The organism is Mesorhizobium sp. (assembly GCF_005063415.1).
Taxonomy (GTDB): domain Bacteria; phylum Pseudomonadota; class Alphaproteobacteria; order Rhizobiales; family Rhizobiaceae; genus Mesorhizobium.
Genome location: NZ_SUEG01000122.1, coordinates 1 through 15,397, shown reverse-complemented (window position 1 = coordinate 15,397; position 15,397 = coordinate 1). Strand labels below are relative to the sequence as shown.

Here is a 15,397-nt window from a genome sequence, read left to right as displayed (position 1 = left end):
CATAGGCATGTTCGCCGTGCCCGACCGTTCTGCGACAGCGAGCCGAGGGAGAATGCAAATGCCGTCGAACTCCGCGCCGAAGTCGCCGGCCAAGACGCCGGCCGTGCGCTCTTTCGAAGGCGAGCAGCGCACTGGGACGGATATTGAAGAGGAACTCGAGGAAGGCCTCGAGGATACATTCCCGGCCAGCGATCCGGTGTCGATCACCGGAACGGCCATTCCCGGCGCACCCGCAAGACCCGGCAAGCCCAAAAGCGTGGCGGGACAGAAGCGCAAGAAGTGATCTGGACGGCCTGATAAGCAGGGCTGAGGCCGGCACGATGTGCGGCCGGAAATTGCTGCCGCCCTTGCGGTCCTCATCGCGTATTGTCGCCCGATCGGCTCAGAAGCTGCTTGGCACGATCCACGGGTCAATGCCGATGCCGAGCCTCGGGCCCTTGCTGTCGGCCTTGTGGGTCGCGGCATCCACCTTTTCAAGCGATCCGGTCGGCGCGCAATCGAGCTTCACATCGGTCTTGGTGCCGATGCAGGCCGCTTCCTGCTTGGCTGGCTGACTGCCGCCGGCAAATGCGGCGCCAGAGAGCGCCAGCAGGGCGGCGAGCGCGAGAATTGCCTTCTTCATGGTCTGTCTCCGGTTTCAGCGTTGGATTCGTACATGTACGGCATTGTGTACAGATACGCCCGTGACTTAGGGAGTTCAAGTGAATTCGTACATGTACGGAGAAGTTGAGCGCAGGAATTGCCGAACGCTCGGCGCCGGGGCGCGGATCGTTCGGAGAATCCTACAGATCGGGAGAAGCGCTGCTCTTCAGCAATTGACCGGCGGCGTGAGCGGCGCGATCTCGTGCGCAGCGATGGCTTCGAGCATGATGTCGCCGATCCGTGTGATGAACGTCGTCTGGTCGCCGAACGGGTAGAACGGGAAGGTGATCAGCAGCGAGATGGCGCCGTGGCCGACTGCCCACAACATGGTGGCGATGGCGCGCGGATCGCCTTTGACCCTGCCGGCGGCAACGCAGGCTTCGACCCTCTCGATCAGCACTTTCATCGCCGGGTTGCCGCTCTCCATTTCGGCGAAGGTCTTGCCGGTCGGCGGCCTGACTTTTTCGGTCATGAAAACGGTGCGGTACTCGTTGGGATTTTCCAGCCCGAAGGCGCCGTATTCGACCAGCACCGCCTTGAGCGCCTCGATCGGGTCGTCGGCGGTATGATTTGCGATGCGCCTGGCCAAGGTCTCGAAGGCATCCTCGGCCAGCGCGAACAGGATGTCCTGCTTGTCGGCAAAATAGGAATAGACCGACATCGGCGCATAGCCGACGCGCTTGGCGAGCTTGCGGATGGTGAGGCCGTCATAGCCTTCTTCCTGGACAAGCTTGTGCGCGGCGTCGACAAGTTCGGAACGCAGTTCGGCCTTTTGTTTTTCGCGGCGCTCCTGGACGCTTAATGCCAATTCCGACTGCCCTTATTCGTTGGTGGTTGGCAAATTATATACACTGTACGGAACAGGGCAAAGCAGTATTCAAATCGGCCTTCGACGACGCCTGGACAGACGAAACGCTTTCCAGCTTTTTTACTGCCTCTGACGAACAGTCAAACCGCTTCCGGCTGGCGTTCGATCAGCGTCAGCGTCAGCCAGCGCGCAGTCAGCGCCGGTTTTTTCGAGCCCTCGATCTCGATCGTCACGTCGTGGGCAGTCTGCACCCAGCCCGACGGCCTGACCTTGACGTCGGCCAGCACGAAGCGGGTGCGGATGCGCGAGCCGGTCTTCACCGGCGCCAGGAAGCGCAGCGAATCGAAGCCGTGATTGACGCCCATCTTGCTGTTTTCCAGCGGCGGCATGGTTTCGAAGGTCATCGCCGACAACAGCGAAAGCGACAGGAAGCCGTGCGCGATGGTGCCGCCGAACGGCGTCTCGCGGCTGGCGCGTTCCGGATCGCAATGGATGAACTGATGGTCGTCGGTGGCATCGGCGAACTGGTCGATCATGCGCTGGGTGACCACCCGCCATGGCGACACGCCGACTTCCTTGCCGACATTGGCCAGAAGCACATCGAGACTGATCGGTTCCACGCTGATGTCCTCCATCTTCACCCCCGGCATTTCACTCGCCGGATGGCGTGCGTCTCATTCCTTGAACAATGTCAGCCCGTGTTGCACCGACTGCCCGCCATCGATCGGCAGGATGGCGCCGGTGACATAGCTGCCGGCACGGCTGCACAAATAGAGCGTTGCGCCGGCAATGTCATCCGGTGCGCCGATGCGGCCGATCGGAACATGGTTGCCGACATGTCTTGCCTGGTCTTCGTTGCCGGTGGCGAAGGCCGTCATCCGGCTCTGGAAAGGGCCAGGCGCAAAGGCGTTGACGGTGATGCGGCGGGCGGCGAATTCGATCGCCAGGATGCGCGTCAGGTGGTGAACCGCAGCCTTCGAGGCCGAGTAGGAGTAGGCGTCTTCCGCCAAGGGCTGCGTGCCCATCACCGATCCGAGATTGATCACCCGGGCCGGGTCGGCATCGCTGGCGGCGGCCTCGAGCAGAGGCAGCAATTCGCGCGTCAGGTGGAAGACCGCGGTGACGTTGACGCCGAACACCTTGGCCCAGGCATGGTAGGGAAAACTTTCCAGCGGCGCGCCCCAGGAGATGCCGGCATTGTTGACCAGGATATGCAGCCGCTCGGTCCTCGCCCTGACCTCGGCAACGAGCGCCGCGATGCCGGCCTCGCTGGAGACGTCGCCGGCGAAACCCTCAGCCCGGCCGGAGGCGCCAAGCCCGTTCAGTTCGCCGGCAACCCTGACGCAATCTTCACCCTTGCGCGAGGCGATCATCACGACGGCGCCGGCTCTGACCAGAGCGGTCGCCGCCATGCGGCCGATGCCGGTGGCGGCGCCGGTGACCAGCGCCGTCTTGCCGGCGACTGAGAACAGCTCGTCCAGATAGCTCATGGAATTCCTCCGCGCAGTTCACCGCTGTTCGACAGGTGGTTCAAGGAGCGGCTTCGCATCGACAAGGCTAGCCGAACTTCGATCATCCTCGCCACGGATAAAGTACCTGGACCGGGGCGATGGCACGCTTAGCGGCTGAATGGTTAAGCCCGAAATGCAAGGTGTTCGTTCGGCCGTGACATGGGTCGGATGAATGATGCGGCCATTCCCGTTAGCGAGCACCTTGGTAAGCGGTTCATTTCGCACGTGAACCAGTCGTCATTACTCCTCCGCCCAAGCCGCAGGCGGGTCTTGAGGAGTCGGGAGGGTGGCCGAGCAGTGGGGCGAGACTGACATTCGTGTTCGTGGACGGGGACTATGCTTTCAAGGCGAAAGGTATGGGTAAGAAACAACGCACCGTCCTGCTGGCAGCGGTCTTTGCGTCTGTCTTTGGCGTTTTTTTGCTGATCCTGATTCTGCAGATGGTCAGTTTTTTGGTTGACTAGGCCCGGCCAGGAGCGTGCCTTTCCGAAAGCCTGCGCTAGCGCAGGCTTTCCAACTCGCGGATGCGTTTGGCGCCCTCGGCCTCGAGCTGCCTTGTGACGGCGCCGATCAGCGTTTCGGCAACGACGAAAAGTGCGGCGGATGAGTCCCAGGCCGAAGGCACGGCGGTGCGCCCGGCGATGACGTGGCGGGCGAAGCGGGCGATCGGCGACAGCCACTGGTCGGTAAACAGCACGATCTGCACGCCGCGCTGGTTGGCGGTCTCGGCGAAACGGATCAGGCTGTCCTGGTAGCGCCTGATGTCGAAGATCACCAGCACGTCGCGCTTGCCCATGTCGATCAGCCGGTCCCGCCAGACGCTTTCCTGGCCGGCGAGATGGAAGACGTTGGGTTGGATGATAGCGAGGTGGGCGGCCATGTAGCGCGCCAGCGGGTCGGTGAAGCGGCCACCGATCAGGAATGTCTTGCCGCGCCGGTCGGCCAGCTTGGCGACGATGTCGGCAAGCTGCTTGTCCGAAAGGTGCCGGAAGGTCTCGCGCATATTCTCGAGCGTCGCCTCCAGCATCGGCGACACGGCGCTGCTGCCCTGCGAGGAGGGATTGAGCGTGCGCGAGGCCGGCGACTGCAATTGCGCCGCCAACTCGTCTTGCAGCGCCGACTGGAATTCCGGATAGTTCTGGAAGCCGAGCCGGGCGACGAAACGCAGGATCGTCGGCGACGATACGCCGGCGGTGGCCGAGAATTCGGCGACCGTCTTCAGCCCGATCAGCGGATAGCTGGCGATCAGCGTTTGCGCTGCCCGCCGCTCGCCGGCCGGCATGGTGCCGATGCGGTCGGAGATCAGTTCGGCAATGCTGGAAACCATGTTTTTTCCCCACCCTGGCCGGGCCGTTACCGCGTTATCGAAATCGCGTTTGACAAAGCCGGCCAAACTGTATGAAATCATCCGCAGGGACGCAATGAGGCAAAATACGTAACATACGGTACAGCGCTCCCCGGGGACAGCAGACAATGGAGACAGCACGGCCCGCCAGCCTTGCATCGCCTGAAACCGTAAGGGTGACGAACCCCGGCGGATCAAGCCCTTTCGTGCTGACCTGCGACCACGCCTCCAATTTCCTGCCGCCGGAATTCGGAACGCTCGGCCTTGCCGCCGAGGAGCTTTCCCGCCACATCGCCTGGGATCCCGGCGCCTTGCCGGTGGCGCGCCGCATGGCCGAGGTGCTCGATGCGACGCTGGTCGAGACCTGCATTTCGCGGCTCGTCATCGATTGCAACCGACCGCTCGATGCGCCGGACCTGATAGTGACGGTCAGCACCAGCGAAAAAACCGTGGTCCCGGCCAACCAGGGACTTTCCGCCGACGAGCGGGAGGCGCGCATCGCGCTGGCTTGGCGGCCGTTCCATGACCGGATCGCGACGATCATCGACGAGCGCCTGGCGGCCGGGCGGGAGACGCGGCTGGTGTCCATCCATTCCTTCACGCCGGTCTACAAGGGCAAGAGCCGGCCCTGGCACATCGGCATCATCCATGACGAGGACCGCCGGCTGGCGGCGCCACTGATCGCGGCGCTGCAGCAGCTTGCCGGTGTCACCGTCGGCGTCAATGAACCCTATTCGCCGGCCGACCGCGTCTATTTCACACTGGAACGCCATGCCCGCTCGCGCGGGCTGCCCTGCGCGATGATCGAAATCCGCAACGACGAGATTTCCGGCGCAGCCGGGCAGCGGAAATGGGCGGATCTGCTCACGGATATCTTTCTCAATCTGGAGCCCAAAGCGGCCAAGGCCTCCAGACCAAGCGCAGTCGGAAAGTCAGTTCAATCGGCCAGCTAAGAAACCAAAAGGGGACTTCAAAATGGTAGCACCGGGTTACAGCGAAGTTGACAAGAAGGAGGACCTGAAAGTTCTCCACGGAATGGGCTATGCTCAGGAACTTTCGCGAAGCATGAGCCGCTTCTCGAATTTCGCGATCTCGTTCTCGATCATCTGCATCCTCTCAGGCGGCATCAATTCCTTCGCGCAGGCGACGTCGTCCATCGGTGGCGCCGGCGCCGGTATCGGCTGGATCGTCGGGTGCATGGTTTCGGGATTTTTCGCGCTCGCCATGGCCCAGATCGCCTCGGCATTTCCGACGGCAGGCGGCCTCTATCACTGGGCATCCATTCTAGGGAACCGGTTCACTGGCTGGCTCACCGCATGGCTTAATCTGCTCGGCCTGATCACCGTGCTGGGCGCCATCAATATCGGTACCGCATTCTTCTTCGTTGGAACGTTCGGGAGCTGGTTCGGCATTACCGGTACTCCGGGCGAGATTGTCGGATTTGTTGCCGTCATCACCGTGATCCAGGCGCTCTGTAATCATTTCGGCATCAAGCTGACCGCCATGCTGACTGACGCTTCCGGCTTCCTGATCCTTGGCGCAACAGCTGTGCTGATCGTTGCCTGCCTAGTGTTTGCGCCCGCAATCGACATCACGCGGCTGTGGACCTTCACCAACTATTCGGGTGATGCCGGCGGCGGTGTCTTCCCACAGTCGGATTCCATGAGCTACCTGTTCCTGCTCTGCCTTCTGCTGCCGGTCTACACCATCACCGGATATGATGCGTCGGCGCATACTTCGGAAGAAACGCTGAAGGCAGCGCATTCTGTTCCGCGGGCGATCATTTCGTCCGTGCTCTGGTCGTCGCTGATCGGATGGGCGATGGTCTGCGCGATCGTTCTGGCAATTCCGGACCTGGCGGCAGGCGCCAAGCAGGGCTGGAGCGTATTCTTCTCGACAATGGATGCAATCCTACCGGGCTGGCTGAAAGAACTGCTCTATCTGGCAATCCTGATCTCGCAGTTCCTCTGCGGACTCGCCACGGTGACGTCGGCCTCGCGCATGCTGTTTGCCTTCTCTCGCGACGGCGGCATGCCGGTCGGTTCGGCCGGGCTCGCCAAAGTCAGCCCAACCTGGCGTACGCCGGTCAACGCCATCTGGACCGCTGCGTTCCTCGAGATCATCTATGTCTTTCTTGCCCAGTTCATTTCGATCGGCGGCACCAACATCTACACCATCGTCGTCAATTCGACGCTGGTGTTCCTGTTCCTGTCCTTCACCATTCCGATCGCGCTCGGCATGATGACTTTCGGAACGGCGAAATGGCCGAATCCCGGCCCATGGAATCTCGGCGCCGGCCTGTTCAAGCTGTTTTGCATCCTGTCGGTCATCGGCATGGCGATCATCTTCTACATCGCCATCCAGCCGCCGAACGACAAAGTGCTCTATATCACCCTGGGCTTCATTGTACTGACCGCGGTGCTTTGGTTCGGTTTCGAGAACCGCCGCTTCCAGGGTCCGCCCATCGGCGACCAGATCGCAAAGCGCCAGGCGGCGATCAAGGCAGCCGAGATAGCCGTCGGCGAAGCGGGCGCCTGACGCTCTCTCGTGACCATGGCCGGCATCGCGTCGGCCATGGTTTTCATTCCCTTTTCAAAACGACAAGCACTGGAGTGCCAAAGGAATGGCCGGAAATTTCTCGTTCGATCAGTTGAAGCAAGCGGTCTCCAGCGGCGAGGTCGACACCGTGCTGGCCTGCATCGTCGACATGCAGGGGCGGCTCGCGGGAAAGCGGTTCCTGGCCCGGTATTTCGTCGATTCCGCGCATGATGAGACGCATGGCTGCAACTATCTCTTGGCCGCCGACATCGATATGGAACCGGTGCCGGGCTACAAGGCGGCGAGCTGGTCGAAGGGCTATGGCGATTTCGTCATGAAGCCGGACCTTGCGACGCTGCGGCGCGTTCCGTGGCTGGAAAAGACGGCGCTGGTGATCTGCGACGTGCTCGACCACCATACCCATGACGACTTGGCGCATTCGCCGCGCGCCATGCTGAAGAAGCAGGTCAAGCGGTTGCAGGATCGCGGCTATATCGGCTATTTCGCTTCCGAGCTCGAATTCTATTTGTTCAGCGAAACCTACGATTCCGCCCGCAAGAAGCACTGGCAGGGCCTCGAGACGGCCTCGCCCTATATCGGCGACTACCAGATCGGCATCACCACCAAGGAAGAAGGCGTCATGCGCCGGCTGCGCAACGAGATGGAGGCGGCCGGCATCCCGATCGAGAATTCGAAGGGCGAGTGGGGTCCTGGCCAGGAAGAGATCAATGTCCGCTACGCCGAGGCGCTCGACATGGCCGACCGCCACGTCATCCTGAAGAACGGCGCCAAGGAAATCGCCGAGTCCGAAGGCAAGGCGATCTCGTTCATGGCCAAGTACAATTACGGGCTCGCCGGCAATTCCAGCCACATCCACAATTCGCTGTGGAGCGCCGACGGCAAGACGCCGTTGTTCTACGACAAAAATGCCGAGTGGACGCTGTCGACGCTCGGCCAGCAATGGGCGGCCGGCCAGCTTAAATATGCCAAGGAATTCACCTGGTTCCTGGCGCCCTACATCAACTCCTACAAGCGCTTCCAGGCCGGCACCTTTGCGCCGACCAAGATCATGTGGAGCGAAGACAACCGCACTGCCGGTTTCCGTCTTTGCGGCGAGGCCACCAAGGGCATCCGCATGGAATGCCGCATCGGCGGCGCCGATCTGAACCCCTATCTGGCTTTCGCGGCGCTGATCGCGGCCGGGCTTGCCGGCATCGATGAAAAGCTTGAACTGCAGAAGCCCTTCGTAGGCAACGCCTACCAGGCCTCGCAGCTGCCCGAAATTCCAAAGACATTGCGCGATGCCACCGCGACGCTGGCGGAATCGAAAATGCTGAGGCAGGCGCTCGGCGACGATGTGCTGGAACATTATGTCCACACGGCACACTGGGAACAGTTCGAATACGACCGCCGGATTACGGACTGGGAACTGCACAGGGGGTTCGAGCGGTATTGAATGACCTGGCAATGTCGGCGCCGCCCGCCCTTCACCTTTACCTCTCGTGAAGAACGGGAAGAGGGGGTCGCCAGCGCTGGAGCTTGTCCCTTCTCCGTCACTATAGGCGGAAAGGTGCCGGCAGGCGGATGAGGGGCGGCGTGACCAACGAGAATTATTGTAGAATGCGAGGATCCAAGGCATGGCCGAAACGGTCAAGATAAAATCCCCCGTCGACGGTTCGATCTATGCCGAACGGCCTCTGGCGACGGACCAGGCGATCGGTGCCGCGGTCGAGCGCGCCAAGGCGGCGCAGGAGAAGTGGGCGCAGACGCCGGTCGTCGAGCGCGGCAAGTACATGCTTGCCATGCTGGAGGCGCTGGTCGCGATGACCGACGAGATCGTGCCGGAGATCGCCTGGCAGATGGGCCGGCCGGTGCGCTATGGCGGTGAGTTCGGCGGCGTCAGGGAACGCGTCAGCTACATGGTCGAGATCGCCGAGGCGGCCCTGAAGCCGGTCATGGCCTCCAATCCGAAGGAGGGCTTTCGCCGCTATGTGAAGAAGGTGCCGCTCGGCGTGGTCATGGTGATCGCGCCGTGGAACTATCCCTATCTCACTGCCGTCAACACGATCGTGCCGGCGCTGATGGCGGGCAGCGCCGTCATCCTCAAGCACGCGGCACAGACATTGTTGGTCGGCGAACGTTTTCAGCAGGCGTTCGACAGAGCCGGCCTGCCCAAGGGCCTGTTCCAGAACCTCGTTATGAACCATGCGCAGACCGAAAGGCTGCTCGGCTCCGGCAAGATCGACCACGTCAACTTCACCGGCTCGGTCGCCGGCGGCCGCGCCATCGAGAAGGCGGCGGCGGGCACCTTCATGACGCTCGGCCTCGAGCTTGGCGGCAAGGATCCGGCCTATGTGCTGCCGGATGCCAAGATGGACCATGCCGTTGCCAATCTGGTCGACGGCGCCTTCTTCAATTCCGGCCAGTGCTGCTGCGGCATCGAGCGCGTCTATGTCCACGAGAAGGTCTACGATGAATTCGTCGAAGGCTTCGTCGCCGAGACGAAGAACTACGTCGTCGGCAATCCACTCGACCAGGCGACCACCATGGGGCCGATGGCGCAGGCGCGCTTCGCCGACCTGATCCGCGAGCAGAAGGCCGAGGCGCTGCGCAAGGGCGCCAAGCCGCACATCAATATGAAGGTGGCCAACGACAGGCAAGGTTCGCCCTATCTGGCGCCGGAAGTGCTGACCCAGGTCGACCACCAGATGAGCGTCATGCGCGAGGAAAGCTTTGGCCCGATCGTCGGCATCATGAAGGTGCGCAACGACGAGGAAGCGATCGCGCTGATGAACGACAGCCCTTATGGGCTGACGGCCTCGATCTGGACGCGCGACACGGACCATGCAGCGGCGATCGGCGATCGCGTCGAGACCGGCACCGTGTTCATGAACCGCTGCGACTATCTCGATCCGGCGCTGGTCTGGACCGGCGTCAAGGACACCGGCAAGGGCGCGGCACTGTCGGCCATCGGCTACGACAATCTGACCAGGCCGAAATCATACCATCTGCGCGAAGCGATCTAAGGTGGCGATCGACAAGCATACGATCGCTGTTGAGGGGGAGTAATGGCGGATACGCAACAATCGGCCCTGCCAGATCGTGAAGGTCCCGAGGGTATCGGCGGATGGCTTGTCCTGCCGATGCTCGGGTTGATGCTCACGCCGATACTGGGGCTGATGCAAATGTTTGGTGTCGACTATCTCGGCTTCGACTGGCAGGCCTTCAGTTTTTCTCAAGGTGCGCTGCTCGTTGCCGAACTGGTGACAGCAGGCGTTCTAAGCTTTACAGCCCCGGCCCTGTTGTTGTTCTTCATGTTCAAGCGCTGGGAGATATTCCCCGGCTGGTACATGATTTGGGCAGTCGCGATGCCGGTATATGCCATCCTCGACCCATGGGCCGCGCATCTGGTTTTTCCCGAGACCTTTCCAGCCTTGGCTGATGCGTTCGACAGAGAAACGATGCGCGGAATTTACCGTTCCGTTTGGAGCGCAGTCATCTGGATTCCGTACATGATGCGCTCAGAACGAGTGGCCAATACCTTTGTGAATTAACGACATCCGAGAGCATGAAAGCAGTCAAGAAGGTCGAAATGACAAAACTCGTTTCCAAATGGAATTACCCGACGACCGTCCGCTTCGGCGCCGGGCGCATTAAGGAACTGCCGGAGGTGCTGGCGGCGACCGGCATCAAGCGGCCGCTGTTCGTCACCGATCCGGGACTGGCCAAACTGCCGGTGGTGGCCTCGACGCTGAAGATCCTCGACCACGCCAAGGTGCCGTATGGCGTGTTTTCGGAGGTCAAGCCGAACCCGGTGGATTCCAACCTGACCGCCGGCATTGCCGTGTTCAAGAAGGGCAAGCATGACGGCGTCATCGCCTTCGGCGGCGGCTCGGCGCTCGACCTCGGCAAGCTGATTGCCTTCCAGGCAGGGCAGACACGCCCGGTCTGGGATTTCGAGGATGTCGGCGACTGGTGGACGCGCGCCGATGCCGATGCGATCGCGCCGATCATCGCCGTGCCGACCACTGCCGGCACCGGCTCGGAGGTCGGCCGCGCCGGCGTCATCACCAATGAAGCGACCCATACCAAGAAGGTCATCTTCCATCCAAAGCTTTTGCCGGCGATCGTCATTGCCGATCCGGAGCTGTCGGTCGGCATGCCCGGCTTCATCACCGCCGGCACCGGCATGGACGCGCTCGCCCATTGTCTCGAAGCCTATTGCGCGCCGGGCTATCACCCGATGGCCGACGGCATCGCCGTGGAAGGCATCAGGCTGGTCTTCGAAAACCTGCCGAAAGCCTATGCCAACGGCAAGGATCTGGTCGCCCGCGCCAACATGATGAGCGCCGCCGCCATGGGAGCCGCCGCCTTCCAGAAAGGGCTTGGCGCGATTCATTCGCTGTCGCATCCGATCGGCGCGCTCTACGACACCCACCATGGCATGACCAACGCCGTGTTCATGCCCTATGTGCTGGCCTTCAACCGCGAGGCGATCGAGCCGCGCATCGCCCGGCTCGCCGCCTATTGCGGCATCAAGGGCGGCTTCGACGGCTTTGCCAAGGCGATCATCAAGCTGCGCAAGGAGATCAAGGTGCCGCACGCACTACCCGGCCTGATCAAGGGGCTCGACATGGACAAGAAGCGCAAGGGCCTGATCGCCGACATGGCGGTGGTCGACCCGACCGCCAGCGGCAACCCGGTCAAGCTGACCAAGAAGGCGGCGCTGACGCTGCTGGAAAACGCCGTCGCCGGCGCCGTCTGAGACAACTTCCGCATTGGAATCCACTTGGGAAAAGAGGCGAAGAAAGGGGGAAGGATGAAAGGCAAGGCCGAAACTAGTTAGCCGGAAAAATAACGGCGTAGCGATTGCTACAGCCGGGTAAAAAGAGTTTACTTTTTCGTACTGCAGGGCATCGCTTTCACAAAGCTTTCATCTGGCTGTCACACGAAAACGATACCGCATCGCAGGCGTCCAACGGCGTCAGTTCAACGGAGAGAACACATGTTCAAATTCACGGGAAAACTGCTTTCCCTTTCGGCCGTCGCCCTGATGGCGACCTCTGCCATCTCGTCGGCCCAGTCCATGGATGAACTGGTCGCCGCAGCCAAGGCTGAAGGCCAGCTCACGGTCATCGCGCTGCCGCATGACTGGTGCGGCTATGGCGCGGTCATCGACGGCTTCAAGGCGAAATATCCGGAACTCACCATCAACGAACTCAACCCCGATGCCGGCTCCGGCGACGAGGTCGAGGCGATCAAGGCCAACAAGGACAACAAGGGCCCGCAGGCGCCCGACGTCATCGACGTCGGCCTGTCGTTCGGCCCGACCGCAAAGAAGGATGGCCTGATCCAGGCTTACAAAGTATCAACCTGGGACTCGATCCCGGACAGCGCCAAAGATGCCGATGGCTTCTGGACCGGCGACTATTACGGCGTGCTTTCGTTCCTGGTGAACAAGGACCTGGTCAAGGAAGCGCCGGCCGACTGGGCCGACTTGCTGAAGCCGGAATTCGCCAATACCGTGGCGCTCGCCGGTGACCCGCGCGCTTCGAACCAGGCCATCCAGGCCGTCTATGCCGCCGGCCTTTCCGGCGGTGCGGCTGCCGGCGAAGCCGCCGGCACGGCTGGTCTCGACTTCTTCAAGAAGCTCAACGCCGCCGGCAATTTCGTGCCGGTCATCGGCAAGCCCGCGACGCTTGCCCAAGGCCAGACGCCAATCCTGGTGACCTGGGATTATAACGCGCTTGCCGGCCGCGATACGCTGAAAGGCAATCCGCCGGTCGACGTCGTCGTGCCGAAGACCGGTGTCGTCGCCGGCGTCTATGTTCAGGCGATCAGTGCCTACGCGCCGCACCCGAATGCTGCCAAGCTATGGCTGGAATATCTCTATTCCGACGAAGGCCAGATCGGCTGGCTGAAGGGCTATTGTCACCCGATCCGCTTCAACGACCTCGCCAAGAATGGCAAGCTCCCGGCTGAAGTGATGGCCAAGCTGCCGCCGGCCGAGTCCTATGCAGCCGCGGCGTTCCCGACGCTCGACGAGCAGGGCAAGGCCAAGGAAGCCATCACCAAGAACTGGGATGCCGTCGTCGGCGCCAACGTCAAGTAAGACTTGAGATCAGCCGGGCGGCTTAGATCGCCGCTCGGCATACCTCCAGGACGGTAGCCGGCGCATGACCGATATCTCGTTGTCCGATCACGCTGTTGCCGGGAAGACCGCGCCTCCTGCCGACGCCCGCAGCATGAGGCTGCCGACGCAATGGCTTGGCGTTGCGCCTTTCTTCATCTTCGCCATCATGTTCCTGATTCTGCCGACGCTCTATCTGATGCTGGGTGCATTCCGGAACGATGCCGGCGAATTCACTTTTGAAAACATAGTGGCCTTGGCGCAGCCGTCGATCGTTGCCGCCTACTGGATCTCAATCAAGGTCAGCCTCGCCTCGTCGCTGATCGGTGCTTTCGCGGGGCTTGCCATTGCCATCGCCATTGTGCGCGGCGGGCTGCCGGAGTGGATACGCTCGGCGACACTGACCTTCTCCGGCGTGGCCTCCAATTTTGCCGGCGTGCCGCTGGCCTTCGCCTTTCTCGCGACGCTCGGCCGGCTCGGGCTCGCCACGGTGCTGCTCAACGTCTTGGTCGGCTTCAACATTTATGCCCATGGTTTCAACATCCTGTCGTTCTGGGGCCTGACGCTGACCTATGTCTATTTCCAGATCCCGCTGATGGTGGTGATCATCGTGCCGGCGATCGATGGGCTGAAGAAGGAATGGGGCGAAGCGGCGGCAACGCTTGGCGCGACCCAGGCGCAGTTCTGGCGCATGGTCGTCATTCCGGTGATCTGGCCAAGCTTCCTAGGCACCGTCATCCTCTTGTTCGCCAACGCCTTCGGTGCCATCGCCACCGCTTACGCTCTGACCGGCTCCTCGCTTAATATCGTTCCTATCCTGCTCTACGCGCAGATCCGCGGTGACGTGCTGCACAATGCCCATCTCGGCTACGCCATCGCCTTCGGCATGATCGTCATCACCGGGCTGGCCAATGTCTTCTACATCTGGTTCCGGACGCGCTCTGAGAGGTGGCTCAAATGAAGTCCGGCAGGTTCTGGGCCTGGATCGTCTTCGCACTGGGCGCGGCCTATTTCTTCATTCCGCTGATCGCGACCGTGGAATTCTCCATGCGCATGCGGCGCGGCGCCTATTCCTTCGATGCCTATCAGGTCGTGCTCGGCGATCCCCGCTTCCAGGCGACCTTCATCTATTCGGTGGTCGCCGCCATCTTCACCATCGTCCTTGGCGTGCTGGTGGTGGTGCCGGCGGCGTACTGGATTCGTCTGCGGCTGCCGCAGCTAAGGCCCGTCGTCGAGTTCATTACGCTGCTGCCGCTGGTCATCCCGGCCATCGTTATCGTCTTCGGCTACATCAGAATGTACGGGTCGAATTCACCGCTGCCGTTCCTGGCCAGCGAGACAGGAGCCAATGCCTTGCTGGTCATCGGTTATGCGACACTGGCGCTGCCCTATATGTATCGCGCCGTCGACACCGGACTTCGCACGATCGACGTGCGGACACTGACCGAGGCGGCGCAGATCCTCGGCGCCGGCTGGGGCACGATCATCACCCGGGTCATCCTGCCCAACGTGTTGATCGCGGTGCTGTCGGGCGCCTTCCTGACCTTCGCCATCGTCATCGGTGAATTTACCATGGCCAGCCTGCTCAACCGGCCTGCCTTCGGACCCTATCTGCAGAACGTCGGCGCCAACCGCGCCTACGAGCCGGCGGCGCTTGCCATCATCGCCTTCGCCATCACCTGGGGCTGCATGTCGCTGATCCAGATCCTGTCGCGTTTCGCGCCGCGATCGGCGAACCGTCCGAACTGACCCGAAGGAAAAAGCCATGACCGAGCCATTCCTCTCAATCCAGCATGTGCGAAAATCCTTCGGCCCCATCACCGTGGTGCAGGATTTCAACCTCGACGTCGAGCCGGGCGAATTCGTCTCCTTCCTCGGCCCGTCGGGCTGCGGCAAGACGACGGTGCTGCGCATGGTCGCCGGTTTCGAGGAGCCGTCCGCCGGTAAGATCGTCGTGGCCGGCAAGGACATCACCCGGCTCAAGCCCAATCAGCGCAATGTCGGCATGGTGTTCCAGGCCTATGCGCTGTTTCCGAACCTCACCGTGGCTCAGAATATCGGCTTCGGGCTGAAGGTCGCCGGCATGCCGAAGGCCGATGCCGACAGGCGCGTTGCAGAAATGCTCGACATCATCAAGCTGCCGCAGATGGGCGACCGCTATCCCTACCAGCTGTCCGGCGGCCAGCAGCAGCGCATCGCGCTGGCGCGGGCGATTGCGCCGAAACCGAAGCTGCTGCTGCTCGACGAGCCGCTGTCGGCGCTCGACGCCAAGGTGCGCGTGTCGCTTCGCGAGGAAATCCGCTCGATCCAGAAGAAGCTCGGCATCACCACCATCTTCGTCACCCACGACCAGGAAGAGGCGCTGTCGATCTCCGACCGCATCGCCGTCATGTATGGCGGCAAGGCCGAGCAAGTCGGCACGC

At 62.0% G+C, this 15,397-nt stretch carries 16 protein-coding genes; 11 read left to right on the top strand and 5 right to left on the bottom strand.

The window, feature by feature from the left end; genetic code table 11:
• Window positions 1-58: 58 nt before the first annotated feature.
• Window positions 59-283: a hypothetical protein gene (locus tag E5W70_RS24700; RefSeq protein ID WP_292663395.1), complete on the top strand. Its 225-nt coding sequence runs from the start codon at window positions 59-61 to the stop codon at window positions 281-283.
• A gap of 99 nt (window positions 284-382) precedes the next feature.
• Here E5W70_RS24700 and E5W70_RS24695 read toward each other — a convergent pair whose 3' ends face one another.
• From E5W70_RS24695 to E5W70_RS24675, 5 genes are all read right to left on the bottom strand, one after another.
• Window positions 383-622 (bottom strand): DUF680 domain-containing protein, encoded by a 240-nt coding sequence (locus E5W70_RS24695; protein ID WP_292663393.1) that lies wholly within the window; start codon window positions 620-622, stop codon window positions 383-385.
• A 186-nt stretch (window positions 623-808) separates the two neighbouring features.
• A complete protein-coding gene (locus E5W70_RS24690) occupies window positions 809-1,450 on the bottom strand; it encodes a TetR/AcrR family transcriptional regulator (RefSeq protein WP_292663391.1) in 642 nt (213 codons plus the stop codon).
• A gap of 140 nt (window positions 1,451-1,590) precedes the next feature.
• The gene (locus E5W70_RS24685; protein WP_031211357.1) at window positions 1,591-2,085 is read right to left on the bottom strand and encodes a MaoC family dehydratase; all 495 of its coding nucleotides are present in this window, start codon (window positions 2,083-2,085) and stop codon (window positions 1,591-1,593) included.
• A gap of 39 nt (window positions 2,086-2,124) precedes the next feature.
• A complete protein-coding gene (locus E5W70_RS24680; protein WP_292663389.1) occupies window positions 2,125-2,940 on the bottom strand; it encodes an SDR family oxidoreductase in 816 nt (271 codons plus the stop codon).
• Window positions 2,941-3,460: 520 nt separating this feature from the next.
• Window positions 3,461-4,288 (bottom strand): MurR/RpiR family transcriptional regulator, encoded by an 828-nt coding sequence (locus tag E5W70_RS24675; RefSeq protein ID WP_292663387.1) that lies wholly within the window; start codon window positions 4,286-4,288, stop codon window positions 3,461-3,463.
• A gap of 146 nt (window positions 4,289-4,434) precedes the next feature.
• Here E5W70_RS24675 and E5W70_RS24670 point away from each other — a divergent pair, with 146 nt between their 5' ends.
• From E5W70_RS24670 to E5W70_RS24625, 10 genes are all read left to right on the top strand, one after another.
• On the top strand, window positions 4,435-5,259 hold the full coding sequence (locus tag E5W70_RS24670) for an N-formylglutamate amidohydrolase (protein ID WP_292663385.1): 825 nt from the start codon (window positions 4,435-4,437) through the stop codon (window positions 5,257-5,259).
• A 22-nt stretch (window positions 5,260-5,281) separates the two neighbouring features.
• Entirely contained in the window at window positions 5,282-6,844 is a 1,563-nt protein-coding gene (locus tag E5W70_RS24665; RefSeq protein ID WP_292663383.1) for an amino acid permease, read from the top strand.
• Window positions 6,845-6,929: 85 nt separating this feature from the next.
• Entirely contained in the window at window positions 6,930-8,300 is a 1,371-nt protein-coding gene (locus tag E5W70_RS24660; RefSeq protein ID WP_292663381.1) for a glutamine synthetase family protein, read from the top strand.
• Between the two features lie 181 nt (window positions 8,301-8,481).
• Window positions 8,482-9,870, top strand: a complete 1,389-nt coding sequence (locus E5W70_RS24655; RefSeq protein ID WP_292663379.1) for an aldehyde dehydrogenase family protein — start codon at window positions 8,482-8,484, stop codon at window positions 9,868-9,870.
• Window positions 9,871-9,912: 42 nt separating this feature from the next.
• On the top strand, window positions 9,913-10,398 hold the full coding sequence (locus E5W70_RS24650) for a DUF2569 domain-containing protein (RefSeq protein ID WP_292663377.1): 486 nt from the start codon (window positions 9,913-9,915) through the stop codon (window positions 10,396-10,398).
• Between the two features lie 38 nt (window positions 10,399-10,436).
• Complete coding sequence (locus E5W70_RS24645) at window positions 10,437-11,609, top strand: iron-containing alcohol dehydrogenase (protein ID WP_292663375.1); 1,173 nt, start codon at window positions 10,437-10,439, stop codon at window positions 11,607-11,609.
• A 240-nt stretch (window positions 11,610-11,849) separates the two neighbouring features.
• Complete coding sequence (locus tag E5W70_RS24640) at window positions 11,850-12,956, top strand: ABC transporter substrate-binding protein (RefSeq protein WP_292663373.1); 1,107 nt, start codon at window positions 11,850-11,852, stop codon at window positions 12,954-12,956.
• A 64-nt stretch (window positions 12,957-13,020) separates the two neighbouring features.
• On the top strand, window positions 13,021-13,935 hold the full coding sequence (locus E5W70_RS24635) for an ABC transporter permease subunit (RefSeq protein ID WP_292663371.1): 915 nt from the start codon (window positions 13,021-13,023) through the stop codon (window positions 13,933-13,935).
• Window positions 13,932-14,723 (top strand): ABC transporter permease, encoded by a 792-nt coding sequence (locus tag E5W70_RS24630; RefSeq protein ID WP_023675357.1) that lies wholly within the window; start codon window positions 13,932-13,934, stop codon window positions 14,721-14,723. The genes E5W70_RS24635 and E5W70_RS24630 overlap by 4 nt, the downstream gene beginning before the upstream one ends.
• A 16-nt stretch (window positions 14,724-14,739) precedes the next feature.
• Window positions 14,740-15,397, top strand: a 658-nt coding sequence (locus E5W70_RS24625) for an ABC transporter ATP-binding protein (RefSeq protein WP_292663368.1), incomplete at its 3' end; no start/stop codon positions are given.